Source organism: Christiangramia sediminis, from assembly GCF_020552705.1.
Taxonomy (GTDB): Bacteria; Bacteroidota; Bacteroidia; order Flavobacteriales; family Flavobacteriaceae; genus Christiangramia; species Christiangramia sediminis.
Genome location: NZ_JAJBZG010000001.1, coordinates 1 through 24072 on the forward strand (window position 1 = coordinate 1; position 24072 = coordinate 24072).

Genomic DNA, 24072 nt, shown 5'->3' on the forward strand with positions numbered 1-24072 from the left:
GAGAGTATGTCGCCGCCTTCTTCTTGAAAACCCTTTATCTAACTAGATAAAGGGTTTTTTTATGCGCTATAGGGAAACTTAAAATAGTAGAGTAAACTTACCAGGACTACGCAACCTTTCTTCTTATAATGTATCTACTCATTATATACTTTTAAAAATAATGATGAAATCCTTCCTATTATTAGTAATCAGTATTTTTCTATTTTCATGTTCTAATAATGATAATGAAAAACCTGAAATTAAAACATTAGATTTATCAGTTATGGAATATCCTCAAAAATGGCAGTTATTCAAAATGAGCAGTAGCATGCCGGGTTCAGAAATAACCGGCGAGGATATGGAATACCAGGAATACTATTTGTTCAAAAAGAACAATACTTTTATCAAGACTCGAATTGAAGATGGAATAGAAATTAGTTTTGAAGGATCTTTTTCCATAGTTAACCAAAACAATGAGCAGGGATTCCTATTAGAATTTAATGAAGAAAACAGACTGATAGGAAATTGCAGTAATAAACCGGAAGAATATCTTTATCTAGATAAGGATAATGAAATTCTTTTGAATAACTGGTGGGCTTGTGATGGTCCAGGCTTATTTTATGAGCAGGTCGCTATTGATTAGTGTTATATATAAAAATTAATCAAAAAGTGCTTTTATGATGGTCATTATACCTTTGAACATTAGAAAGATAGCCGCAAAACTGGCAACAATGCCTAAAATAAGTACAGCTATATAAAGTGGATGTTCCTGATTGTTAAAGGCACTATATAGTACTGAAGGTCCAATCATTACCAAGGGAAGTGCACCGGCCAAATATTTTATGCCTGTAGACAATACTTTTTTATTGGTATGTTTCATTTTAATTTACAATATATGATGTTGAATCTACCTCGGATAATCTAAAATATCCAAACGGATAATTTTCTGAATTCGATCTATTGATAATATTTCCCTTAACCGTGGCAGGCATAGTTTCAAAAGGTCCACCCTGATTGGTTCCAACCTGTGAACGCAATATAAAAAGAAATTCATAATAGCTTTCGGAAATGCCCTGTAGCTGAATTCCAATTTCATCTCCACTCTCTATATCTTCAGTAGAATAATATCCAAAGATCTGATTTCCATTAGTGAATTCATCTTCATAAAATTCCAGGCTTATATCTTCATTAATAAATTCAAAAAGATAATAATCTTCGGTCGCGGCGGGATCTGTATAAAAAACCTTTATTTCTATATCCTCTCCCGAAAAACCACCTGCGTCCAGTTGCTCAATATAATCTATTTCAGCCACCGGAATTAATGTTTCTGTAGCAGTGTAAATTTCACCGTTCACATCAACCTCCAGCTCATAACTAATATTGAATTCAGGGCGAAAATTGGTATTGCTATAATTTCCTTCCTGTTGATGTAAGAACTCAAATTCTTCACCGTTCTCCGATGTTATTTTTACACGTGCATTTTCTACACCTTCCGTTTCTTCCTCATAAAATGGAGAGGTTCTGGTAATTCTTATATTTTGATTTTCTCCAGAAGTTCCTTTAAACCATTCTATAGAAGCATCAATAACCAGGCGTGGTTCACTTTCTTCTAGAGGGATATTCACCACTTCTTCGCAAGAAATCAAAGCAAAACAGAAAATTAAGACAAAATAAATTTGATATTTTCTCATCTAGAATTTAAAATTATAGGTTACTGACGGAATTATTCCAAAAAGAGATAATCTTACCGCTTCATTTTGATTGGTATCTGAATTTTCTCGGAAACTAATCGAATAGGCATTCTGCCTGTTGTAAATATTATAAATTCCAAAATTCCATGAGGATTCAAAACCTCGGTCTTTTGATGATTTAGGTTTTAAGGTTGCTGAAATATCCAGGCGATGATATTCTGGTAATCTATCAGCATTCCTTTCGCCATAAACAGGTACGGTAATTCCCTGGTATTCATAGTGAGCATTTGGAAATGTCGTAGCAAGCCCGGTCTGAAATATAAAGTTGGCATTAAACTGCCACTTTTCATTTAGCTTATAACTTCCGGTGATACTGAGATCATGAGTTTTGTCGTAATTGGAATGATACCATTCGCCGTTATTTATACCTGGTTCCAGGAGAGTTCTTCCCGGTGTCCGTTGCTCAGCCCGGGAAAGGGTATAGGCCAGCCATCCGGTTAATTTTCCTTTGTTTTTTCTTAAAAGCACTTCAAGTCCGTATGCCCTGGATTCTCCACTTAGAACGATTCTTTCTATGGCATTATTGGCAATTAGATTAGCCCCGTCTATATAATCTATTCTATTATCTATTTGTTTATAGAAACTTTCTACTTCCAGTGAATAGACCTTATCTGTAAAGTTTCGAAAATATCCAACGGCGTATTGATCCAAAACCTGGGGCTTTATAAATTGCCCACTTGGAGCCCATACATCCAAAGGAGTAGGGGAACTTGTATTTGAAATAAGGTGCAGGTATTGGGCCATTCTATTATAACTGGCCTTTATGGACTGATCATCTTTTAATAAATATGAAACAGCAATACGAGGTTCAAAATTATTATAGGCTTTTAAAACTTTATTTCTGGAAACAGCATTAGTTTCAACGATCTCTGCTTCGCTGTAAATATCTCTTTCAGGATCATAAGCTACAGGATGATCATTTTCGTAAACATTAACTTCGTCCTGCCCCAGTCGGAAAAAATTACTTAAGCGAAGCCCATATTCCGCAGAGAATTTATCACTTAACCTGTGTTCCGCAGAAACATAGATTGCATTCTCTAAGGCATATTTTTTAGTTAATTCGAAATAATTAATTCCTGAATCTTCATCTATAGGTTCAATTTCACCGGGGTTGAATTCATAATAGGTGTTCTGAATTCCATATTTCAGCTGGAAATTCTCATTGATATAATGGTTGAAATCATATTTCAGGTTGAAATTTCGTATACCACTATTCCAGTTGAAACCTACAAAATTTAAGCTCAGTCCATAGTAATAATCGCTATAGATGGCTGAAAGATTGGTGAAGATATTATCTGAAAAAATATGGTTCCAACGAAGGTTCAAGACAGTATTTCCGTAGGTATTTTCAAAATTTTGACTGATGTTGAATACATCCCTTCCAAAATATCCTGAAAGGAGAAGTTTGTTGCTCTCATCGAGCTTATAGCTCAATTTGGTATTAATATCATAGAAATAAGCAGCGTTTTCATTATCGGTGAGCTTCAGAAATAAATGCGCATACGAGCTTCTTGCCCCAATAAGGTAGGAACCTTTATCTTTGACGATGGGACCTTCAGCCAAAAGTCGGCTTGAAATGGCACCAATTCCGCCCTGCATTTTAAATTCCTTACTATTTCCATCTCTCTGGTAAATATCCAGCACAGAAGAGACCCTGCCTCCGTATTCGGCGGGAATCCCTCCTTTGTATAATTTCAGATCCTTTATAGCATCCGGATTAAAAACAGAAAATAATCCGAAAAGGTGTGAGGAATTATAGATTGTAGCTTCATCTAAAAGGATTAGATTTTGATCTACTGCGCCCCCCCGAACATTAAAACCGGAAGAACCTTCACCAGCATTGGAAACCCCGGGTAAAAGCAGAAGCGATCTTACTACATCTACTTCCCCAAAGACCACCGGTAAATTCTGAATAGTGTTGATAGATAACTTGTTGACACTCATTTCAGGTTTTCTGATATTCAAACCTTCAATATCACTTGTAATGAGAACTTCTTCAAGATTTTCTGAGGCTTCCTGGAGCTGAAAATTCTGCTTTTTGTCTTCATTAAGAATTATCGTCTGCTGAATGCTCTGGTATCCTATATAAGTAATCTCAATTTGATATTCTCCTTTGGGTAATTTGATAGAATAGTAGCCATATTCGTTGGTTACTACGCCGGTATTGGCTTCTGGAAAGATCAAATTAACCCCAATTAGTGTTTCATTGCTGGAAGCATCAGTAATGGTTCCATTAAGAGTGTATAATTCCTGGCCAGTAGATTGAAAGTGAAAGACCAGTATGGTTAACAGGAGGGTTAAATAGCGGATATTCAATTTTTTATTCAAAAATAGAGTTAAGTGTGCTAATAAAAAAGTTTAGGATTGAATTAGACAGTGACTTTTTTTTCTTTTTTTGAAAAATGAAAGAGGAGTAAAGAGCTTATCAACAGGCAGCTTAGAAGAATTACAGCCAGGGGTAAAGAACTGGAAGTATGGAACAGGCTTATTATAAAAGAAGTAAATGCACCTAAAATCATTTTTAAACTACCGATCAAGGCAGAAGCACGACCGGCTTTTTTCTCAAATGGTTCTAAGGAAAGTGCAGTGGTGTTAGGATTTTGAAATCCTAGTAGAAATAAAATTAAGAACAATATTACAACCGTGGGAATAAAGCCGAATTCAAAAATTGAATTTATCAGGAACAGAGAAGATAATATTACCAGTACTACACTATTAAAGAGGGTGATCTGCAAGGTGGAATATTTTCTTAGGAACAACCTGTTTATCTGGCTTCCTAAAATAAGACCACCCGCATTTAAGCCAAATAATATTCCAAATTCTTTCTGACTTAGATCATAGTTACCCATAAAGAGTTTTGGGGCATCAGATATATAAGCGAACATCGCACCGATGGCAAAACTTCCTGAAAATGCAAAATTTGAGAATTTGGGATGTGTAAGTATTCCAAAATATTTTATTGCTACCTGCTTTGGTTTTAGATCTACCATTCTATCTGGAACAATGCTTTCAGGTAAAAATTTAGTCACGCTTATGATCATTAAACCTGAGAATATAGCCAGAAATAGAAAGATCATTTTCCATCCAAAAGATTCAATGATAAAGCTCCCCACAGTTGGGGCGATAATGGGAGCTCCGCCCATAATTAACATTAAAACCGAAATGGCTCCTGCTACTTCATGTACTGGAAAAATATCGCGAACTATTGCTTTTGCAGCTACCATTCCACCGGCCGCTCCAACAGCCAGAAAGAATCTTGAAACAATAAGCCATTCCAGATTGGGCGAATACATACAACTTATGGCTGAAAGCAGATAAATTACCAAACCGATTAACAATGGCTTCTTCCTGCCAAATTTGTCCATTATCGGGCCGTAAGCTAACTGACCTAAAGAGATTCCAATAAAATAACTTGTTAGGGTTAGGCCTATCTGGCTTATCGTGGTATTAAAATCCTGGGCGATACTTTCAAATCCGGGTAAATATGCATCTATAGAAAACGGACCCAAAGCGATCAGGGTACCCAGCACCAAAAGAATAATATATTCCTGTTTTTTATTTCTTCCTTCGGAATTTTGAATCATTATGCAAATTTCAGCAAACAAGGAGTTCCTTTCTAATTTCACAGCCTGTTTAACGAAAGATTAAACTATTTCGATTTAGTTTTTAATAGAAGGATTAAAGACTTTCTATCAAATTTTAAAATCCGACCTTTGCCTGATAAATTTCATTTAAAATATGTCCTTTAAAAAATTGAATCCTCCGCTTAAAGAAGCTATTGAACGATTGGGATATGAAAGGCCTACATCTTTTCAGAAAAATGTCCTGCCTAAAATTAAAAGCGGCGCAGATCTGTATTTACTGGCTCCAAAGAATAGTGGTAAAACTACTGCTATGATCATAAGTGTGATCCAGAAATTAAATTCAGAAGCTTTTGAAGATTCGCCCAGGGCGCTTATTTATGTTAAGGACAAAGAAGCAGCCTTAGAACTTGAGCAGAAATTCAGGGAGTTCACCCGGGAAATGGATCTGCGTATTTACTGTGCGTATGAAGAGCAGAATATAGACGATCAAAAAGATGATATTTATTATGGTGTGGATATCGTTATCGCCACACCAAAAAGACTGGGGAAATTGTTTTCTATGACCGGGATACATCTAGGACAATTACAACTTTTTATCCTTGAGGATGCTGAGTTTCTCTCTAAATCCAGCCAGTTTAATGATGTGGTAAGAATTCCTTTGAGTATTGATAAATGTCAGTACCTGGTATTTGGAGAAAAAATGGAACCAAAAATGGAAAGATTGCAGGATATGTTTATGGAAAGAGCCCGGGTACTTAAATTCGAAAAATAAAAAAGCCCTGTCGAAACAGGGCTTTATAATGTATAATCTAAATTCGATCAGGCATTTGTAGCCAGGATCTCATTTAATTTTGAACTTGGACGCATAGCTTTTTTAGTAAGCTCTTCATCCGGCTCATAATATCCTCCGATGTCAACCGGTGATCCCTGAGCATCTAATAGGTCCTGAAGAATTTTTTCCTGATTGTCTTCCATCATTTTAGCAATTCTTCCGAAATAAATATTCAGGTCTTTATTGCTGGTTTGAGTTGAAAGTGCTTCCGCCCAATATAATGCAAGATAGAAGTGACTACCTCTATTATCCAATTCATTAACTTTTCTTGAAGGAGACCTTCCTTCATTCAGAAATCTTTCGGTAGCTTCATCTAAAGCTTCAGCTAAAGTAAGAGCTTTTGAATTGTCATATTTATTACCAAGGTGTTCCAGTGAAACTGCCAGGGCAAGAAATTCTCCCAGGGAGTCCCATCTCAGGTGACCTTCTTTTACAAATTGCTGAACGTGCTTTGGAGCAGATCCTCCGGCACCGGTTTCAAATAAGCCACCACCATTCATTAATGGTACTATGGAAAGCATTTTTGCGCTGGTACCTAATTCAAGTATAGGGAAAAGGTCTGTAAGATAATCTCTCAGTACATTTCCGGTTACTGAAATAGTATCTTTTCCATCCTTAACTCTCTCCAAAGTATATTTTGTAGCCTCGGTTGGAGCCATGATCTTGATCTCTAATCCTCCTGTATCGTGCTCTGGTAGATATTTATTGACTTTCTTGATCAATTCAGCATCATGCGCTCTGTTCTTGTCCAACCAGAAAACTGCCGGCATTTTAGTTGCTCTGGCTCTGGAAATGGCAAGTTTGATCCAATCCTGCACAGGGGCATCTTTTACCTGGCACATTCTCCAGATATCACCTTTTTCTACGCTATGTTCAAGAATAGTATCTCCTTTGGAATTGATCACTTTTACAGATCCGTTTTCTGGAATTTCAAAGGTCTTGTCGTGGGAACCATATTCTTCGGCTTTTTGAGCCATTAAACCTACATTAGGAACTGTTCCCATAGTAGTAGGATCAAAAGCACCGTGTTCTTTACAAAAGTCTATGGTAGCCTGATAAAGTCCTGCATAGGAACTATCTGGAATTACAGCTTTTGTATCTTGCGTTTTACCTTCCGCATTCCACATTTGACCGGAAGTTCTTATCATTGCCGGCATGGAAGCATCAATAATCACGTCACTTGGGACATGAAGATTGGTGATACCTTCATCTGAGTTTACCATGGCGATGTCTGGCCCATCTTTAAGGTCTTTCGCAATGGCGGCTTTAATTTCTTGTTTTTTATCTTCAGGTAAACTTTCAATAGCGTTTAGTACATCTCCAAGTCCACTGTTTTGATCGGCTCCGGCTTTTTCAAGCTCTTCTCCATACTTTTCAAAAACATCTTCAAAGAAAACTTCTACTGCATGTCCAAAGATGATAGGGTCTGAAACCTTCATCATTGTGGCTTTCATGTGCAGGGAGAAGAGTACATCTTTCTCTTTTGCGTCCTTCACCTCTTTACGCAGGAATTCCAGAAGTGCCTTTTTGCTCATGACGGTAGCATCAACTACCTCTCCGTTGAGCACTTTCAAATTATCCTTAAGGACTTTTTTATCACCATTTTCAGCGGTGAATTCTATTTTTAAAGTATCATCGCTATTAAGAGTTAGGGATTTTTCATTAGATCTGAAATCTCCTTCACTCATCGTAGCCACATGAGTTTTGGAGTCTGAACTCCATTTACCCATTCTATGCGGATTTTTCTTCGCGAAATTCTTAACCGCTTTTGGTGCACGTCTGTCTGAATTTCCTTCTCTAAGCACAGGGTTCACGGCACTACCTTTAATTTTATCGTAACGGGACTGAATTTCTTTTTCTTTATCATTAGAAGGTTCATCCGGATAATCTGGAATGGCAAAACCTTTAGATTGCAATTCTGAGATCGCATTCCTTAACTGCGGAATGGATGCACTGATATTGGGTAATTTAATGATATTGGCTTCCGGTTTTTTTGCAAGTTCCCCTAATTCAGCAAGATCATCTGAAACCTTTTGATCTTCCTTAAGATAATCGGGAAACTGAGATAGAATTCTACCGGCTAATGAAATATCACGGGTTTCAAGACTTACGCCAGCTGCTTTGGTGAAGGCTTCAATAATTGGCAGGAACGAATAAGTGGCCAGCATTGGAGCCTCATCTGTTTTTGTGTAAATTATTTTTTCTTTTTGTGACATTCTTATTGTTTTTGGTTGCAATATATTCAAAGAAAACCCCGGACGAAACCAGGGACTTATCTCACGTGCAATATACAGTATTTACGGCTTTTATCCTAAGTTTAAAGGCCTTCTCACTTGTTAAGATATCTTAAATAATGAAATAAAAAAGCCATTTCATCTTAATTGCTAAAATGAAATGGCTTCAGGAAACAGCATATTATCAGTTTAATGATAAAAAGCATTTTATGCTTATTGGGTATGCTGCTTCATTTGATTCGAATTTAAAGGATTTAAAAAGAATCAAATTAGTCTTTATCTTTCAAACGCATTTTGATAGTACAAAATATAAGTTGTTATATAGAAGATAAAAACATTAAAATGTAAAGAACTTGCTTTACGGGAAAATCGTCCAGACTAAAAATCCTATTGTCATTTTAATCGCTACGAATTTCTATATAAATATAATTAAAAAGCTTTTTTACAAGAAGGTATTTAACAATAAAAAAGGTTTTTTCACAGATTAGAACCCAACAAAAAAAGCCCCAACAATGTGGGGCTTTATATTAATTCGGTATAAAGAATTATTATTTTCTAATCGCTTCTTTAATACGTGCTTTCTTACCGGTAAGACCTCTAAAGTAGAAAATTCTCGCTCTACGAACATTACCTTTCTTATTGATCTCAATTTTCTGAATAGCAGGAAGGTTGATTGGGAAAATTCTTTCCACTCCTACCGTACCACTCATTTTTCTAATGGTGAAAGTTTGAGAAGAACCTGTTCCTCTTTTCTGAATAACAACACCTCTAAAGAACTGGGTTCTTGTCTTTTGTCCCTCTTTAATTTCGTAATAAACAGTGATAGTATCACCTGCTGCAAACTCAGGTAGATCTTTTCTGTCTACGAATTCGTCCTGAACGTATTTTACTAAGGATTCCATTTTTAATGTTTTAAAGTATGATCTATAACAACATTCACGGTTATCGCCAGAGGTTATTCTAGAATGAGTGCAAAATTAATTCAATTTATATTATTGTACAAGCCTGTTAGAGAAAAAATTAATCTTCTTCTAATAGATCAGGTCTAAGCTTCTTTGTTCTTTCATAAGCCTGATTTTCACGCCATTCTTCAATTTTCGGAAAATTTCCTGAAGTAAGTATCGGCGGTACTTCCCAGCCTTTATATTCTGCCGGTCGGGTATAAACCGGTGGAGCAAGTAAATTGTCCTGAAAAGAATCAGTTAATGCAGAAGTTTCATTTCCCAGCACTCCCGGGATCAACCTTATAATAGAATCACATAGAACTGCAGCTCCAAGCTCTCCACCAGATAGCACATAATCGCCAATAGAAATTTCTTTAGTGATAAATTGATCTCTCACCCGCTGATCCACTCCTTTGTAGTGACCACAGAGGATAATAATATTTTCAGCAAGGCTAAGACTGTTAGCAGTTCTTTGATTCAGGGTTGCGCCATCTGGGGTCATATAAATGACTTCATCATAATCTCTTTCAGCCTTAAGGCCAGAAATACATTTATCAATGGGCTCTATCATCATTACCATTCCAGCGCCACCTCCAAATTGATAATCATCAACCTGTTTATAATTATCGGTAGTATAATCACGTAAATTATGAAGATGGATTTCCACGAGTCCTTTCTTTATGGCCCTTTGAAGGATGGAAGCTTCAAAAGGGCTTTTTAGGATGTCTGGCACCACCGTAATGATATCAATGCGCATTTTTTATAATTGAAAATTTAAAAAGACCGCTATTATTGAGCAGTTCCGCCCTGCTTGTTTTTTTCGTCCTGAAGCATTCTTCCCAGACGTTGTTCTTTTTCCAGAGCTTTTGTGCGGTAGGCATCAAATTCCTTTTCGGTTTCGTTCAACTTTTGCTGAGCCTCACGAGTGGCAGAATGAGAACTTTTATACCTGAAAAATATAATAAGTAGCAGCGCTATCAATATTCCCACGATTCCCCACATCATAGCTTTGTAACCGCCTTTGGAAAAAGGCATTCCAAGGAACATCAAAGCATCTTTTTCTTCAGAAACCCTGTCAAAATTTTCCTGAGTAGCGGCGAGATCAGATTTTAATTTCTGGATCTCATCGTTTTGCTGATCAACGGTATTTTTTTGAACAACGATCTCTTCTTTTAATTCGGTAATATAATTTCGGGTGGTGTTTCTTAATTCTATCAGCTTATCATAATCTACCACTTTGTAACCCTGGTAGTTGTTGGATTCCTGAATTAAAGCTGAAAACTCGTCCTGTATAGGGGTTTCGGTTTTAAGGCTGTCTGTCTGGGCATTCATCTGAAATACACTAGCAATAACAAATGCAGCTACAATGTAAAGTTTGTTACTCATTTTTTCTGGGGATTGATTTTGTTTGGTTCATTAAAACAACGAGCGAATGTGTGGGTTAGTATATTTCAGATTTTCGGGAAGAAATTCGCTTTTTGTAAAATTTAATCAGTTTTGAATCAGTTTTTTATAATTTTAAAGTGGTGCAAAAATAAAAAAACCCCACCAATGGCGAGGTCTTTTTTTGAAAAATATTAAGTCCTAATAATAAGTATATCGTCTAACTTTTGCGATATATTTTGCAAGTCTTATTACCTGGTGGCTGTAGCCGTATTCATTATCGTACCATATATACAGGATAACATTCTTCCCGTCTGCAGAAACGATGGTTGCATTGCTGTCATATATTGCCGGTGCTGAAGAACCAATAATATCAGAGGATACCAGTTCGTTATCTACAGAATATTGTATCTGTTCTACCAGTTCTCCTTCAAGTGCATACTTCTTAAGCAATGAGTTTACATCTTCAAGATTTGTTTCTTTTTCAACTTCGAGGTTCAGAATTGCTAAAGAACCATTCGGTACCGGTACTCTAATAGCATTAGAAGTTAGTTTTCCTTCAAAAACAGGGAGGGCTTTAGAAACAGCTTTTCCTGCACCTGTTTCGGTAATTACCATATTTAGCCCAGCAGCACGGCCTCTTCTGTATTTGCTATGCATGTTATCTACCAGGTTCTGGTCGTTAGTATACGCATGTATGGTTTCCAGGTGGCCGTGAACCACACCTAATGAATCCTGAACTGCTTTTAATACCGGTGTAATGGCATTGGTAGTACAGGAAGCAGCAGAAAAAATGTCTATCTCGTCTGGATTATGTTCTTTCTGGTTCACTCCATGCACGATATTTGGAATTCCTTTTCCGGGAGCAGTAAGTAATACCTTGGCAGCTCCTTTTGAAGTAAGGTGTCGGCTTAAAGCTTCTTTATCACGGAAAGCTCCGGTATTATCAATAATAAGCGCATTATTGATGCCGTATTTGGTATAATCTATATCTTCAGGCTGGTTCGCAGATATCATGTGTACGGTGGTGCCGTTAATGATCAAAGCTGAATTTTTCTCATCGATATTTACCGTCCCGCTGAATGGTCCATGGACCGAATCACTTTTTAGTAGGGAAGCCCTTTTTTCTAAAACACTCTGGTCTACTTTACCTCTCGTAACAACCGCACGTAGTCTTAGCTGATTTCCTTTTCCGGTTCTCGTCATAAGTTCACGAGCTACCAGCCTTCCAATACGTCCAAAACCATAAAGTACCACATCTTTTGGAGTAACGGTCTCGGTTTGTTTGGCATCGCTAAGTTTATTAGAAACAAAGGCCATGGCATTGCTGTGAGGCTGCCCGTCTAAATGATATTCATAGGTGAGTTTTCCTATGTCAAGCTTGGCTGGTGGGAGATTAAGATCTTTGATGGCCGTGGCGATCTCTACAGAATCGAAAATAGAAATAGGCTTTCCAACAAATTCTCCCGCATATTCGTGCAGATCTAAAATATCGCTCACATTTCTATTTATCAACTGATTTCTGAAAAGTACCAGCTCAATAGATTTGTCGTACCAAAGGTCGCTAACGATATTAATAAATTCTACCGTGGCTTTCCGGCGATCTGCCTGAAAAGAAAGTTCTTTTTCGTAAACTTTATTAAAGTCCATGTTAAGTTGTGTTGTTATAAATTTTCGGCAAAAGTATATATTTCAAACGTTTTCGTAAAAACTTTTATGCATAAAAAACCCTTCCAGTAGGGAAGGGTTTAATTTTATTGAGATTTCTATGGATTATCTCCAGATCATTCGCTGTTTTTCACCTCTTTGATTAAAATAAGTGATGACGATTGGATTGGATTTCGTTCTGCTTTGCATGATCTCTTCTACATCACGAATAGAAGAAACTTTTTGGTTGTTTATTTCTGCAATAATTCCCCCAACCAGATCAGAGGAAGGTAATTCCTCGCTTAATGTTCTGTTGATACGCACTCCGTTTGGAGCCTTATAAGTTTTTAATTCTTCTGAAGTAGCATTGGCAACTTCCAGTCCCAATACCGGAATTGCAAGAACATCAAGTTTTGTCAACTTTACGCTGAGTTCTCTCTCTTTCCCATCACGAACTAATTTTACCTTCACCTCGTCACCGGGTCTTTTAGAGTTTATGTAGCCTGTTAGATCTGAAAACTTATTGATTTCGATATTATCAATTTTTTTGATGATATCGTTCTGACGGATACCCGATTCTTCTGCACCGCTACCGGGTGTTACCTCGCTTACAAAAACACCTTGTGATTCCTGTAACTTCAATTCACGAATCGCCTCTTGAGTGATACTTCCACCGCGTATTCCAAGAATTCCCTTTTGTACATCTCCATACTCCATTATATCCTCAACAATTTTTCGGGCGTTATTAGATGGAACCGCAAAAGCATATCCAATATAACTTCCGCTGGGAGAACTTATGGCAGTATTAATTCCTATAAGTTCACCGTTGATATTTACCAGTGCACCACCACTGTTTCCAGGATTGATCGCTGCATCTGTCTGAATAAAAGATTGTGGGGAATTATCCCGAACATTCAGGTCTCTGGCCTTGGCACTAATGATCCCTGCGGTAACTGTAGATTTTAAATTGAAAGGATTTCCAACTGCGAGAACCCATTCTCCTAATTCCAGATTATTGGAATTTCCAAAAGGAATATATTCCAGATCTTCATCAGCATCTACTTTTATAAGGGCGATATCAGAAATGGGATCACTTCCAATAACTTCAGCTTTATAAGTTTTATTGTTATTTAAGGTAACTTCAATTTCACTGGCGCCGTCTATTACATGGTTGTTAGTAACTATGTAGCCATCTGGTGTGATGATCACTCCTGAACCGGCTCCCTGAAGAGCTCTTCCACCATTATTATATTGACCATATTCCCATATACTACGCGGGCCACCCTTGAATACAGCTACATTTTTAACGTGAACCACTGCGTGAACCGTTTTTTCAGCTGCTTCGGTAAAGTCAGCATTGGTGCCATATGCGGGCGTTTTTGTTACAGGAATAAAAGAATTTTGTGTTTCCTGAGGTAAAAATTGTTCAGCTTCCTCTTCAATGAACAGTTTGTAACTTCCTAAAGTTACTGCTCCCCCAAGAATAGAAACAAAGAGTAGGTTTGCTATTTTCTTCATTTTCGGATAGTATTTAGTTAATAAACATTTGAGATCACCAGATTATTATATGAACCACATAAATTTAACGACCATTTAACAGCCCGGAATTCCTCTTCAAAATTGTATATTTGTGCCACTTTAAACTGACTTATGAAGCTGACATTTTATAAATATCAGGGTACCGGGAACGATTTCGTGATGATCGATAATCGGACTATGATAATATCCAAAAATGATACCAAAATAATTCAAGGTTTATGTGACCGTAGATTTGGTATTGGTGCTGATGGGTTAATTCTCCTGGAAAATTCTAATGATCCTGAAGACGATTTTAAAATGGTCTATTTTAATGCTGATGGGAACGAAAGCAGTATGTGCGGGAATGGAGGGCGATGTCTAGTTGCCTTCGCTAAATTTCTCGGGATTATTGAAAATTCTGCCAGATTTACCGCTATAGATGGCGTACATGAAGCTTATATCAAAGAAGGTATTGTCAGCTTAAAAATGCAGGATGTGCAGGAGATATCAGAAAATGATGATTATATATATCTGGATACGGGTTCACCACATCATGTGATTTTTACGAAAAATGTAGGTGTCATCGATATTCAGAAGGAAGGTGCTGCAATTCGGTATTCTGAAAGATATAAATTGAACAATGGGACCAATGTGAATTTTGTGGAGCCTGTTTCTGAAGATACTTTTTCCGTAAGAACCTATGAAAGGGGAGTGGAAGATGAAACCCTTTCCTGCGGAACGGGTGTTACAGCGGTGGCTCTAGCAGCTTTCAGGTCTTCCAGAACTAATTCAGACAAAGTAAAATTAATTACTCCGGGAGGAGAACTTTCTGTAAGTTTCAAGAGAAATGAAGATGATTTTTCAGATGTATGGTTATCTGGGCCAGCCCAATTGGTTTTTAAAGGCGAAATTGTATGCTGACATTAAAAGGTGAAAAGGTGTATCTAAGAGCACTGGAACCGGAAGATCTTGATTTTGTTCACAAAATTGAAAATAACGAAGACTTCTGGGAAATAAGCACTACGCAATCTCCCTATTCAAAATTTCTTATTAGACAATATATTGAAAATGCCCATCGTGATATTTATGATATCCGGCAGTTAAGACTTGTTATTTGTACAAAAAGGGGCAGGCCGGTAGGTTTAATTGATGTTTTTGATCTTGAGCCAAGGGATAAAAGGGCTGCAATCGGGATATTGATCGCCAATAAAAAAGACAGGAAAAAAGGTTTCGGTTCTGAAAGTTTATCCTTGCTTTGCGATTATTGTTTTACCCATCTGGGGCTACATCAGGTTTATGCTAATGTTACCGCCAATAACGGGGATAGCATGAAGGTTTTTGAAAATAATGGTTTTAGAAAAGTTGGTCTAAAAAAAGACTGGACGCTGTTCAACGGAAAATATAAAGATGAATGGCTTTATCAATTAGTAAGTAATGTACATTAAAAAAATACTTGTCGCAGTCGCAATTCTTGGACTGATAGCTTTTGGAATATTTGGGTATTACGTCTATAAAGGCGTATTTCTATCCAATACAGATTTTGACTCTAAAGAAGAAATAGTTTATATCCCCACAGAGGCGAACTTTCAAACAGTCTTAGATTCTTTGCGACCGCTGGTCAAAGATCTGGAATCATTTTCTCTGGTAGCTCAAAAGAAAGGTTATGCTGATAGGGTAAGACCTGGAAGATATTTACTGAATAAAGGAATGAACAATAACGAACTGGTAGACCGCCTTAGAAGTGGAAACACCCCGGTTAAGGTTATTTTCAATAATCAGGAACGGCTGGAGGATCTGGCGGGCAGAATTGCTACGCAGATCGAAGCCGATAGCGCTGAATTATTGTCAGCATTCAATAACGACGAATTTCTCAAGGCTAATGACCTTGATAAACGTAATGCCCTGAACCTTTATATTCCCAATCAATATGAGTTTTACTGGAATACTTCTGCGGAAGAATTTCGGGCCAGAATGAAAACTGAATACGACCGATTCTGGAATGAATCGAGACGTGAAAAAGCCAAGGAAATTAACCTGACTCCACAAGAGGTAACGGTTATTGCTTCCATCGTTCAGAAGGAAACCGCCAAAGTAGATGAAAGACCAAGAGTTGCAGGGGTTTATATGAACCGATATAAAAATGGCTGGAAACTCGATGCCGATCCTACTGTGATCTATGCCATCAAAGAAAAAACAGGTAATTTTGATACCATCATCAAACGGGTGCTTTATAAAGACCTGGAATTAGATTCTCCATACAATACTTATAAATACAAAACACTTCCTCCGGGTCCAATCTCAATGCCCGATATTTCCTCTATTGATGCGGTGCTGAATTATGAAGACCATGATTTCTTTTATTTTGTTGCCGATGTGGAGAATTTTGGATATCACAAATTCGCCAAAAACCTGGCGCAGCATAACCGAAATAAGCAGGAGTATGTACGTTGGATTAACCGCCAGGGTATAAAAAGATAAAAGTATTCTTATCTAAAAAGTCTTAAGTTTTTGAATGTCAATGAGTTATTATTTAGTTAAACCTTCAATAATTTTAAAGAAGGTTTAACATCCTGTGCTTCAGATTATTAAAATTTGTCATACATTTGCCCGGCGAATATGAAAGGGGCACGACTTATGATTTAGGTTGTCCAATAACCTTTCAAAAACGAAAACAATGAGAAAGAAAATTGCAAAATTTTCAATCTTGCCTCTTGTAGCAGGCTCAATTTTTTTTAGTTTTTCAACTAAGGAAGCTGCAAATTTAGATCTGGAACAATATTCCACTTTTGATCTTGACCTTGATTATACGGTTCCTGATCTAAGGGATGAGATAGTCCCGGAATACCAAATCTCCCACACCTCTCCATTTTTAGGTAAATCTTATGTAGGTTTTAAAGAAGCTCTGGCTTTCAAGGAATCCCGGGGAGACTATAAGAGCATCAACGAATATGGATATCTTGGAAAGTATCAGTTTGGTAAGGGAACTTTAAAGCTTGTTGGAGTTTACGACAGCATCGGGTTTTTGAATTCTCCTGCCTTGCAGGAAGCCGCATTTTACGCGAATGCTTCTCGAAACAAATGGATACTTCAAAGGGATATTAAAAGATTTGTAGGTAAAACTATCAATGGTGTTGAGGTTACCGAATCTGGGATCTTAGCTGCAGCACATCTGGCCGGGCCGGGTAGTGTAAAGAAATATCTTCGTAGCTGGGGCGCGCAGGCATTCAGTGACGCATTTGGAACCACTGTTAAAAACTATATGAAGCGTTTTGGTGGATACGATGTTTCTTTTGTGAAAACTGAGAAAAATGCGAGAGTAGACTTTGATCGTCTTTCTGTTTAAAGATCTTTCTGAATAATAAATATAGCCGGTCTCTTATGCAGATCGGTTTTTATATTTTTCCATTCTGAAGCGGGTGCTGTTTTGATGAATTCTGACTCCAGGGTTAGATCACAGGCGACGCAGATTCTAGTAGCGGGATGAAGATTTTGAATGAGATCTTCTAAAAACTTCATATTCCTGTAAGGCGTTTCAATAAATATTTGCGCCTGATTCTTTTCTGAGGAAATTCTTTCCAGCTGTTTTAATTCATGTTTACGCTCTTTTTTGTCTATAGGCAGATATCCGTGAAAAGTAAAACTTTGACCATTCATTCCGCTAGCCATCATCGCCAGTAAAATAGAGGAGGGGCCAATTAGCGGTACCACCTGTATATTAAAATTATGGGCAAGTTTTACAATTTCGGCACCAGGATCTGCAACCCCTGGGCATCCGGCTTCGCTTAAGAGGCCAATATTCCTGCCTTCCTTGGCAGCATCCAGAAATGTTGGGATTTCAGATGCTTCAGTAAATTTATTTAAGGCTTTTAACTTTAAACTTTGTTGTGATTTTTCCGGAAGTATCTGTTTGATGAATCTACGGGCAGATTTTTCATTCTCTACGATAAAATCTTCGATATTCTCAATAATAACAGCATTTAAAGGAGGAAATACCTTTTCTGAATTAGAATCTCCCAGGCCTACAGGAATCAGGTAGAGTTTCCCGTAATTTTGCTTTGAACTCATAAAGTTCCTTTTTCCAGTTTTTCTGCGATAATTTCACAGGCCTCATTCAGCATCTGATATACATTTTCAAATCCCTGTTCCCCGCCGTGATAAGGATCTGGAACATCCACATTTTCTGAAGGAAAGATTTCTTCCAGGATTAAATGAACTTTCTTGCGATCTTCATCAGTTTCAGCCATAGACATGACATCCTTGAAATTGGAATTATCCATCACGAAGATATAGTCGAAATCTTTAAAATCATGTTTTGAAAATTGTCGCCCCCGCTGATCGGTAATGTTGAGGTCATATCTTTTAGCGGTGACTATAGATCTTTTGTCTGGTTCAGAACCTATATGCCAGCTGCCGGTACCTGCAGAATCTACAAATACTTTGTTGGGATCTACTTTAGATTTAAGAATACCTTCGGCTAGTGGTGATCTGCAAATATTGCCGAGGCACACCATCAATACCCTGGTTTTCATAAATTTTCTTTTATAAGGTGAGCTTCTTGTTGAGGTCTTCAACAAATTTTTTGAATTGCTTATCTGTAGAAGCAAGGTTGTCTACCGTTTTACAGGCATGCAACACCGTAGCATGATCGCGGCTTCCAATCTGGGTGCCGATACTTGCAAGTGATGCTTTAGTGAACTTCTTCGCAAAGAACATTGCCAGTTGTCTTGCCTGTACAATATGCCTTTTTCGGGTTTTAGACTGCAATGTGTCTACGTCCATCTGGAAATAGTCGCTTACTACTTTCTGGATATAATCTATAGAAACCTCACGTTTGGTATTCTTAACGTAGTTATCAACGATCTTTTTTGCAAGTTCCAGGGTAATGTCTTTTCTATTGAAAGAAGAGTGAGCAATAAGAGAGATAATAGCTCCTTCCAGTTCCCTGATATTGGTTTTGATATTATTCGCAAGAAATTCTACAATATCCTCAGGCATTTCAACTCCATCACGATAAAGTTTACTTTTTATGATAGAAACACGGGTTTCAAAATCAGGGTGCTGTAATTCAGCAGAAAGTCCCCATTTAAATCTTGAAAGCAAGCGTTGTTCAATATCCTGCATATCTACAGGAGCCTTATCACTGGTAAGGATCACCTGTTTTCCGTTTTGGTGAAGGTGGTTGAAGATGTGGAAAAACACATCCTGTGTTCCGGCCTTACCAGAAAGTAATTGAATATCATCTACCACCAGAACATCAATGATCTGATAGAAATGAATGAAATCGTTGCGGTTATTTTTCTTTACAGACTCAATATATTGCTGGGTAAATTTTTCAGCAGAAATATATAGAACGGTCTTCTCTGGATATTTATCTTTTATCTCAACCCCAATAGCGTGAGCAAGATGCGTTTTCCCAAGTCCAACGCCGCCGAATATTAAAAGTGGGTTGAAAGAGGTTCCTCCTGGCTTGTTAGCTACTGCTAAACCTGCAGATCTGGCCAATCTGTTAGATTCACCTTCCAGAAAATTATCAAAATTATAATTAGGGTTAAGCTGAGATTCGATCTTTACATTTCTAATTCCTGGAATGATAAAAGGATTCTTCAGCTCAGGACTTTTATTTTTTATGGGAACATCTACTTCCTGGGAGCTCATATGCGCTCGTTGTGTACTGGGAATCTTTTCTGTAAATGGTAGTTTGTTACCGTACGTATTCTCCATTTTGATCACATATACCAACTTTGCTTTATCACCAAGTTCCCGGGTAAGTGATACTTTTAGTAATTTAACATAATGTTCTTCCAGCCACTCGTAGAAAAACTTAGAGGGCACCTGTATACTCAAGGCACAATCTGTTAGTTTCACTGCTTGGATAGGTTCAAACCATGTTTTATATGCTTGAGGTGTAATGTTATCCTGAATAAATGACAGACAGTTATTCCAAACCGATTGCGCAGTTTTTGACATTATTAGTTAAACGTTAATTTAGGTTAGTAGTAAGTTCTAATGGCAGTCGGAAAAACTTGGTTATCCAACTTGAGCGGAACAAATATGTGAACAAAAAATGTAAAAAAAAAACCATTTTGGGGTTGAATTTTAAGAAAAATTTACGCATACTTACTTCCGAGCCTGAATATAAAAAACCTTTCTCAGAAAGGCTATCTTTTTTAAATGAAATCACACGAAACTTTTGTTAAAGTCCGATATGCCGAAACCGACCAGATGGGTGTGGTGCACCACGGAAATTACCCGCAATACCTTGAAATTGCACGAATTGACTGGCTGGAGTCTTTAGGGGTCTCCTACAAAAGTATGGAAGAGGAAGGGATAATGTTGCCGGTATTCGAATTAAATTTGAAATATCACAAACCAGTTACTTTTAACGAAAATCTGAAGATCGAAACGCGATTACGGGAAGCCCCAAATGTTAAAATTATATTTGACTATACTATCTTCAATGAAGAGGGTGAAAAAGTAACTTCAGCAACTTCCATTTTGGTTTTTATGGATGCAAAAACCCGAAGACCGGTTCGCTGTCCCCAGTATATTCACGATAAATTGAAAGCTTAATTGGCCAATTTGGTAATCTCTACTTTATAGGTATTATCAAATTTCGAGTAGATGTCCTGGGCATCCTTTTTTCTTACCGCGATAAAAATTTTGCAATCTATTTCAAGCTTTTGGTCAATCACATTCAGGTTATTCTTTTTGATCACCTGCATTACTTTATTCATTTCTGGATAGTCGAATTTCAATATGAAAATTTCGTCTATGGTTCGTTTTAGAATATCAGATTCTTCCAGTGCCATTTGTGCGGCAGTTTTATAGGCATTAATGAGTCCGCCCACTCCTAACTTTACACCTCCAAAATATCTCACCACCACTATCAGAATATTAGTAACATCAAACGACTGGATCTGCCCATAAATAGGCATTCCGGCAGAGTTTGAAGGTTCGCCATCATCATTTACCCGGTATTGAAAATCTTCTTTCCCTATTTGCCAGGCATAACACCAATGCCGCGCTTTATGGTGCTTTGCCCGTAATTCCTCGAGATGCCCATTCGCTTCCTCTTCTGTTTTAATGGGAAAAGCATAACCGAAGAATTTGGAATTCCTGTCTTTGAATAGAACTTCAGGTGAAGCTTTAGTGATGCTCTGGTAGGTATCTTTCATATTGCAGAATTTGCCACAAGAATTATACTAATAATTGCCAGAATAAGGCCTATCCAGTTCTTTCTGATCAATTTTTCCCTGAACAGTACGATGCCGACCAGTGTAGAAATTGTTACAATGGCCACATGATTCATGGTAAAGATCGTAGAGCTGTCAAAACCTTTGGTTCTTAAGGCCATAACCAGGAAGTAAATGGAATAATAATTCGGAATTCCCAGAGCGATTCCTCCCAGAATATTTTTATAAGTGATTTTCAGTTTTCCCTGAAATGCCTGAATAATTAAAATGATAACCCCTAGAGATCCTGCGGTCGCAAAGATGGTAGAAGAGAAAAGACCTACATCGGTTTCAGAAACATAGCTTGTCTCGAGATATTTTATACTGGTGTCAATAATTCCGCTGCCAAGAAATACCAACAAAGGAAAAATGAGATTCTCTTTTTTTATACTAATACCTTCTTCTGACTTTATAGAAGTAAGATAAACGGCTACCAGGGCCAGCAAGATCCCTAAAATCTTCAGTATCCCCGTACTTTCATTATAGAGAAAGATGCCGCAGAGCACGGGAATAGCGACCGACATTTTGGTGGCTACGGCAACTACTGAGAGTCCACTTTTTTGGGTGGTAATGGCGGCCAGGTTGAAAACCGTTATAAATAAGACTCCCAGCATCAGCGCGCCGGGAAACCAGTTTTCAGAAGGAACCTTTGAAAAATCTGAGCCTTCAATATATCCGAAAAATCCTACGGTGCAGGCTATAAAATAGTTTACGACAATGGCTTGCAGGGTGTTGACGCCGAATTTTTTATAAAGCCTGAAAACAATAAAAATTATTGTTGAGGAGAGAACACTCAGCAGCAGGTATATCAAAATAAATCGCTTTTAGTGGTAAAAAGATCTATGACATCTTCATGTGTGGGCTCTATGTTCCAGGTGTGAAAACCAAGCTTTTCAGCAGCTTCTGTGTTTTCTGAAGTGTCATCTATAAAGAGGCAATTTTCAGCTTTTAGGTCGTGCTGTTTCAGAATATATTCAAAAATTACCGGATCTGGTTTTCTCATTCCCATTTCATGAGAGAGATAAAAAGCATCAAAACAATTCTTGAAATCCTTAAAAAACGCCACATTATTTTCAATGTATTTTATATGATTCTCATTAGTGTTGCTTAAAAGAATGAGTTGAAAATCCTTTTCTTCAGCTAACTTTTGAATAAATCTGAATCTGTATTCCGGGAATTCTAGCAACATAGAATTCCATGACTCTAGGAATGCATCCTGGTTTAATTGCGGAAAATGAGTTCTGTAATGTTCAGCTATTTCATCTGAAGTGACAAATCCCTGCTCGTATTCCCTGTTTTTTACAGATATTGATTCCGGGAGGTTTTCAATGTTCATTTCTTTCAACTTCCGGTTGGTACCTTCCTTATCCAGATTTATAAAGACATCGCCAAAATCAAATATTATCGTCTTAAGCATTCCTGTAAATTTTTAAATTGTCTTCAGAGATCCTTTTTTCGCTAAGCGGAAATGCTGAAATTTCCGGAGCTTTTACTCCATTTCCAAAATGAGAGTTGCCGGTAAAAACCCGGGCTTCATCCCAAAGATTTGCCTCCAGGAATTGCTGAATGGTTTTACTTCCACCTTCAATAATTACCGATTGTAATTCATTTTTATATAAAATCCTGCAAATCTCATTGGCTATATTTTCTGAAAAATCGATCTCTTCAAAAATAAGATTATCCTTTACAGAATTTTCCGGTTTATCCTTGCAGAGAATAATTGTTTTCTGCCCCCCATCTAAAATTGAAGAGTCCTCTGAAATTTTCAGATCTTTATCAACCGTAATTCTAACGGGATCATTTCCTGTCCATTTTCTAACATTCAAGGCAGGATTGTCTGCCATGACGGTGCTGGTACCAACAAGGATAGCGGCCTCTTCGCTACGCCATTTATGAACCAGTTGTCCGGAATACTTATTAGTGATCCAGACGGGCCTTTTTTTCTCCCTGCTTTCCGGTGCAATAAAACCGTCATTGGTTTGAGCCCATTTTAATATTATATATGGGCGTTGTTTTTGATGAAAAGTAAAGAAACGTTTATTTAGTTCCAGGCACTCAGCTTCCAGAATACCTACCTTGACTTCACAGCCGGCGTCCAGCAATTTCTTAATTCCCCGGCCCGCAATTTTAGCAAAAGGATCCATCGTGCCCATCACGACTCTTTTAATTCCTTTAGCAATAATAAGGTCGCTGCAGGGAGGAGTTTTCCCAAAATGACTGCAGGGCTCGAGACATACATAGATCGTGGATTCTTTTAAAAGACGCTCATCCTTTACTGAATTGATCGCATTTACTTCAGCATGAGCTTCTCCGGCTTTTTTATGCCAGCCTTCGCCAATTATCTTATTTTTATGTACGATGACGCTTCCCACCATTGGGTTTGGATAGGTGGTTCCAAGGCCGTTTTGCGCCAATTCTATACAGCGTTTTATGTATTTTTCGTGTATATTCACAGCACAAAAATAGAATTAATTAGGCAGAATGAACACATGGAAAATTCGGGAAATTAAACCCGAAGACAATCAGCAGGTTAAAGAATTAATTAGAAATGTACTTGTTGAAATGGGAGTTCCAAAAGTAGGAACCGCTTACGAGGATAAAGCGCTGGATGATATGACCCAGACTTATGAAGGCGAAAAAATGGTTTATATGGTAGTCGAGGAAAACTCCAGGATCATCGGGAGTGCCGGGATCGCTCCGCTTACCGGCGAAGAAGAAAAGATCTGTGAGCTGCAAAAAATGTATTTTCTTCCTGAGGCAAGGGGAAGAGGAATAGGCATGGAAATGATCACAAAATGCCTTGATTTTGCAAAGAAACAAGGCTTTGAAAAATGCTATATAGAGACATTGCCTTATATGGAAAATGCCAGAAAACTTTACCACAAGAATGGTTTTGAAGTAATTGAAAAACCACTAGGAAATACAGGACATTATAATTGTACTGTGTTTATGATCAAAGATTTGTAAA

The 24072-nt window shown here is 37.6% G+C and carries 25 protein-coding genes; 8 read left to right on the forward strand and 17 right to left on the reverse strand.

Annotation, left to right across the window (positions count from 1 at the left end):
* The first annotated feature begins 160 nt into the window (after positions 1–160).
* Complete coding sequence (locus LGQ90_RS00005) at positions 161–622, forward strand: hypothetical protein (RefSeq protein ID WP_229336819.1); 462 nt, start codon at positions 161–163, stop codon at positions 620–622.
* A 15-nt stretch (positions 623–637) separates the two neighbouring features.
* On the opposite strand, the gene LGQ90_RS00010 is transcribed toward LGQ90_RS00005, so the two are convergent.
* From LGQ90_RS00010 to LGQ90_RS00025, 4 genes are read right to left on the reverse strand one after another with little or no spacing between them, the layout of a single operon-like run.
* On the reverse strand, positions 638–859 hold the full coding sequence (locus LGQ90_RS00010; protein WP_229336821.1) for a DUF6095 family protein: 222 nt from the start codon (positions 857–859) through the stop codon (positions 638–640).
* 1 nt (position 860) lies between these two features.
* Positions 861–1670, reverse strand: a complete 810-nt coding sequence (locus LGQ90_RS00015; RefSeq protein WP_229336823.1) for a DUF4249 domain-containing protein — start codon at positions 1668–1670, stop codon at positions 861–863.
* A complete protein-coding gene (locus tag LGQ90_RS00020) occupies positions 1671–4046 on the reverse strand; it encodes a TonB-dependent receptor (protein ID WP_423738440.1) in 2376 nt (791 codons plus the stop codon).
* Positions 4047–4099: 53 nt separating this feature from the next.
* The gene (locus LGQ90_RS00025) at positions 4100–5314 is read right to left on the reverse strand and encodes a multidrug effflux MFS transporter (RefSeq protein ID WP_229336825.1); all 1215 of its coding nucleotides are present in this window, start codon (positions 5312–5314) and stop codon (positions 4100–4102) included.
* 154 nt (positions 5315–5468) lie between these two features.
* Here LGQ90_RS00025 and LGQ90_RS00030 point away from each other — a divergent pair, with 154 nt between their 5' ends.
* Positions 5469–6086, forward strand: a complete 618-nt coding sequence (locus tag LGQ90_RS00030) for a DEAD/DEAH box helicase (RefSeq protein ID WP_229336827.1) — start codon at positions 5469–5471, stop codon at positions 6084–6086.
* A gap of 47 nt (positions 6087–6133) precedes the next feature.
* Here LGQ90_RS00030 and LGQ90_RS00035 read toward each other — a convergent pair whose 3' ends face one another.
* From LGQ90_RS00035 to LGQ90_RS00060, 6 genes are all read right to left on the reverse strand, one after another.
* Positions 6134–8362 (reverse strand): NADP-dependent isocitrate dehydrogenase, encoded by a 2229-nt coding sequence (locus LGQ90_RS00035; protein WP_229336829.1) that lies wholly within the window; start codon positions 8360–8362, stop codon positions 6134–6136.
* Between the two features lie 566 nt (positions 8363–8928).
* Entirely contained in the window at positions 8929–9282 is a 354-nt protein-coding gene (gene rplS, locus LGQ90_RS00040) for a 50S ribosomal protein L19 (RefSeq protein WP_229336831.1), read from the reverse strand.
* 118 nt (positions 9283–9400) lie between these two features.
* Positions 9401–10081 carry a tRNA (guanosine(37)-N1)-methyltransferase TrmD gene (gene trmD / locus LGQ90_RS00045; protein WP_229336832.1) on the reverse strand — a complete coding sequence of 227 codons (681 nt, stop codon included), beginning with the start codon at positions 10079–10081 and terminating at the stop codon, positions 9401–9403.
* A 32-nt stretch (positions 10082–10113) separates the two neighbouring features.
* Complete coding sequence (locus LGQ90_RS00050; RefSeq protein WP_229336834.1) at positions 10114–10710, reverse strand: hypothetical protein; 597 nt, start codon at positions 10708–10710, stop codon at positions 10114–10116.
* Between the two features lie 198 nt (positions 10711–10908).
* Positions 10909–12357 carry a glyceraldehyde-3-phosphate dehydrogenase gene (locus LGQ90_RS00055; protein ID WP_229336836.1) on the reverse strand — a complete coding sequence of 483 codons (1449 nt, stop codon included), beginning with the start codon at positions 12355–12357 and terminating at the stop codon, positions 10909–10911.
* Between the two features lie 123 nt (positions 12358–12480).
* On the reverse strand, positions 12481–13872 hold the full coding sequence (locus LGQ90_RS00060) for a S1C family serine protease (RefSeq protein WP_229336844.1): 1392 nt from the start codon (positions 13870–13872) through the stop codon (positions 12481–12483).
* 132 nt (positions 13873–14004) lie between these two features.
* Between LGQ90_RS00060 and dapF the strand changes: the two genes are divergently transcribed.
* The 4 genes from dapF to LGQ90_RS00080 all read left to right on the forward strand — a co-directional run bounded on the left by dapF (position 14005) and on the right by LGQ90_RS00080 (position 17215).
* Positions 14005–14793 carry a diaminopimelate epimerase gene (gene dapF, locus LGQ90_RS00065; RefSeq protein WP_229336846.1) on the forward strand — a complete coding sequence of 263 codons (789 nt, stop codon included), beginning with the start codon at positions 14005–14007 and terminating at the stop codon, positions 14791–14793.
* Complete coding sequence (locus LGQ90_RS00070) at positions 14787–15317, forward strand: GNAT family N-acetyltransferase (RefSeq protein ID WP_229336848.1); 531 nt, start codon at positions 14787–14789, stop codon at positions 15315–15317. Before dapF ends, LGQ90_RS00070 begins: the two co-directional genes overlap by 7 nt.
* Complete coding sequence (gene mltG / locus LGQ90_RS00075) at positions 15307–16350, forward strand: endolytic transglycosylase MltG (RefSeq protein WP_229336850.1); 1044 nt, start codon at positions 15307–15309, stop codon at positions 16348–16350. The genes LGQ90_RS00070 and mltG overlap by 11 nt, the downstream gene beginning before the upstream one ends.
* Positions 16351–16546: 196 nt before the next feature.
* Positions 16547–17215: a peptidoglycan-binding protein LysM gene (locus LGQ90_RS00080; protein WP_229336852.1), complete on the forward strand. Its 669-nt coding sequence runs from the start codon at positions 16547–16549 to the stop codon at positions 17213–17215.
* On the opposite strand, the gene LGQ90_RS00085 is transcribed toward LGQ90_RS00080, so the two are convergent.
* The 3 genes from LGQ90_RS00085 to dnaA are packed head-to-tail and all read right to left on the reverse strand — an operon-like array spanning position 17212 to position 19839.
* The gene (locus LGQ90_RS00085) at positions 17212–17937 is read right to left on the reverse strand and encodes an SAM-dependent methyltransferase (protein ID WP_229336854.1); all 726 of its coding nucleotides are present in this window, start codon (positions 17935–17937) and stop codon (positions 17212–17214) included. The two genes, LGQ90_RS00080 and LGQ90_RS00085, sit on opposite strands and share 4 nt — an antisense overlap.
* Complete coding sequence (locus LGQ90_RS00090; protein WP_229336856.1) at positions 17934–18401, reverse strand: low molecular weight protein-tyrosine-phosphatase; 468 nt, start codon at positions 18399–18401, stop codon at positions 17934–17936. Before LGQ90_RS00090 ends, LGQ90_RS00085 begins: the two co-directional genes overlap by 4 nt.
* 10 nt (positions 18402–18411) lie before the next feature.
* Positions 18412–19839 (reverse strand): chromosomal replication initiator protein DnaA, encoded by a 1428-nt coding sequence (gene dnaA, locus LGQ90_RS00095; protein WP_229336858.1) that lies wholly within the window; start codon positions 19837–19839, stop codon positions 18412–18414.
* Between the two features lie 204 nt (positions 19840–20043).
* Between dnaA and LGQ90_RS00100 the strand changes: the two genes are divergently transcribed.
* Positions 20044–20442, forward strand: a complete 399-nt coding sequence (locus LGQ90_RS00100) for an acyl-CoA thioesterase (protein WP_229336860.1) — start codon at positions 20044–20046, stop codon at positions 20440–20442.
* On the opposite strand, the gene LGQ90_RS00105 is transcribed toward LGQ90_RS00100, so the two are convergent.
* Genes LGQ90_RS00105 through ribD form a run of 4 tightly spaced genes read right to left on the reverse strand, consistent with a single transcriptional unit; the run spans position 20439 to position 23557 of the window.
* The gene (locus LGQ90_RS00105) at positions 20439–21047 is read right to left on the reverse strand and encodes an IMPACT family protein (RefSeq protein WP_229336862.1); all 609 of its coding nucleotides are present in this window, start codon (positions 21045–21047) and stop codon (positions 20439–20441) included. The two genes, LGQ90_RS00100 and LGQ90_RS00105, sit on opposite strands and share 4 nt — an antisense overlap.
* Positions 21044–21916, reverse strand: coding sequence for an EamA family transporter (locus LGQ90_RS00110; RefSeq protein ID WP_229336864.1), 873 nt, complete (start codon positions 21914–21916; stop codon positions 21044–21046). Before LGQ90_RS00110 ends, LGQ90_RS00105 begins: the two co-directional genes overlap by 4 nt.
* Positions 21913–22521, reverse strand: a complete 609-nt coding sequence (locus LGQ90_RS00115; protein WP_229336866.1) for an HAD family hydrolase — start codon at positions 22519–22521, stop codon at positions 21913–21915. Before LGQ90_RS00115 ends, LGQ90_RS00110 begins: the two co-directional genes overlap by 4 nt.
* Positions 22514–23557 (reverse strand): bifunctional diaminohydroxyphosphoribosylaminopyrimidine deaminase/5-amino-6-(5-phosphoribosylamino)uracil reductase RibD, encoded by a 1044-nt coding sequence (gene ribD / locus LGQ90_RS00120; protein WP_229336868.1) that lies wholly within the window; start codon positions 23555–23557, stop codon positions 22514–22516. The genes LGQ90_RS00115 and ribD overlap by 8 nt, the downstream gene beginning before the upstream one ends.
* A 28-nt stretch (positions 23558–23585) precedes the next feature.
* On the opposite strand from ribD, the gene LGQ90_RS00125 reads away from it, so the two are divergent.
* The gene (locus tag LGQ90_RS00125) at positions 23586–24071 is read left to right on the forward strand and encodes a GNAT family N-acetyltransferase (RefSeq protein WP_229336870.1); all 486 of its coding nucleotides are present in this window, start codon (positions 23586–23588) and stop codon (positions 24069–24071) included.
* Position 24072: the final 1 nt, after the last annotated feature.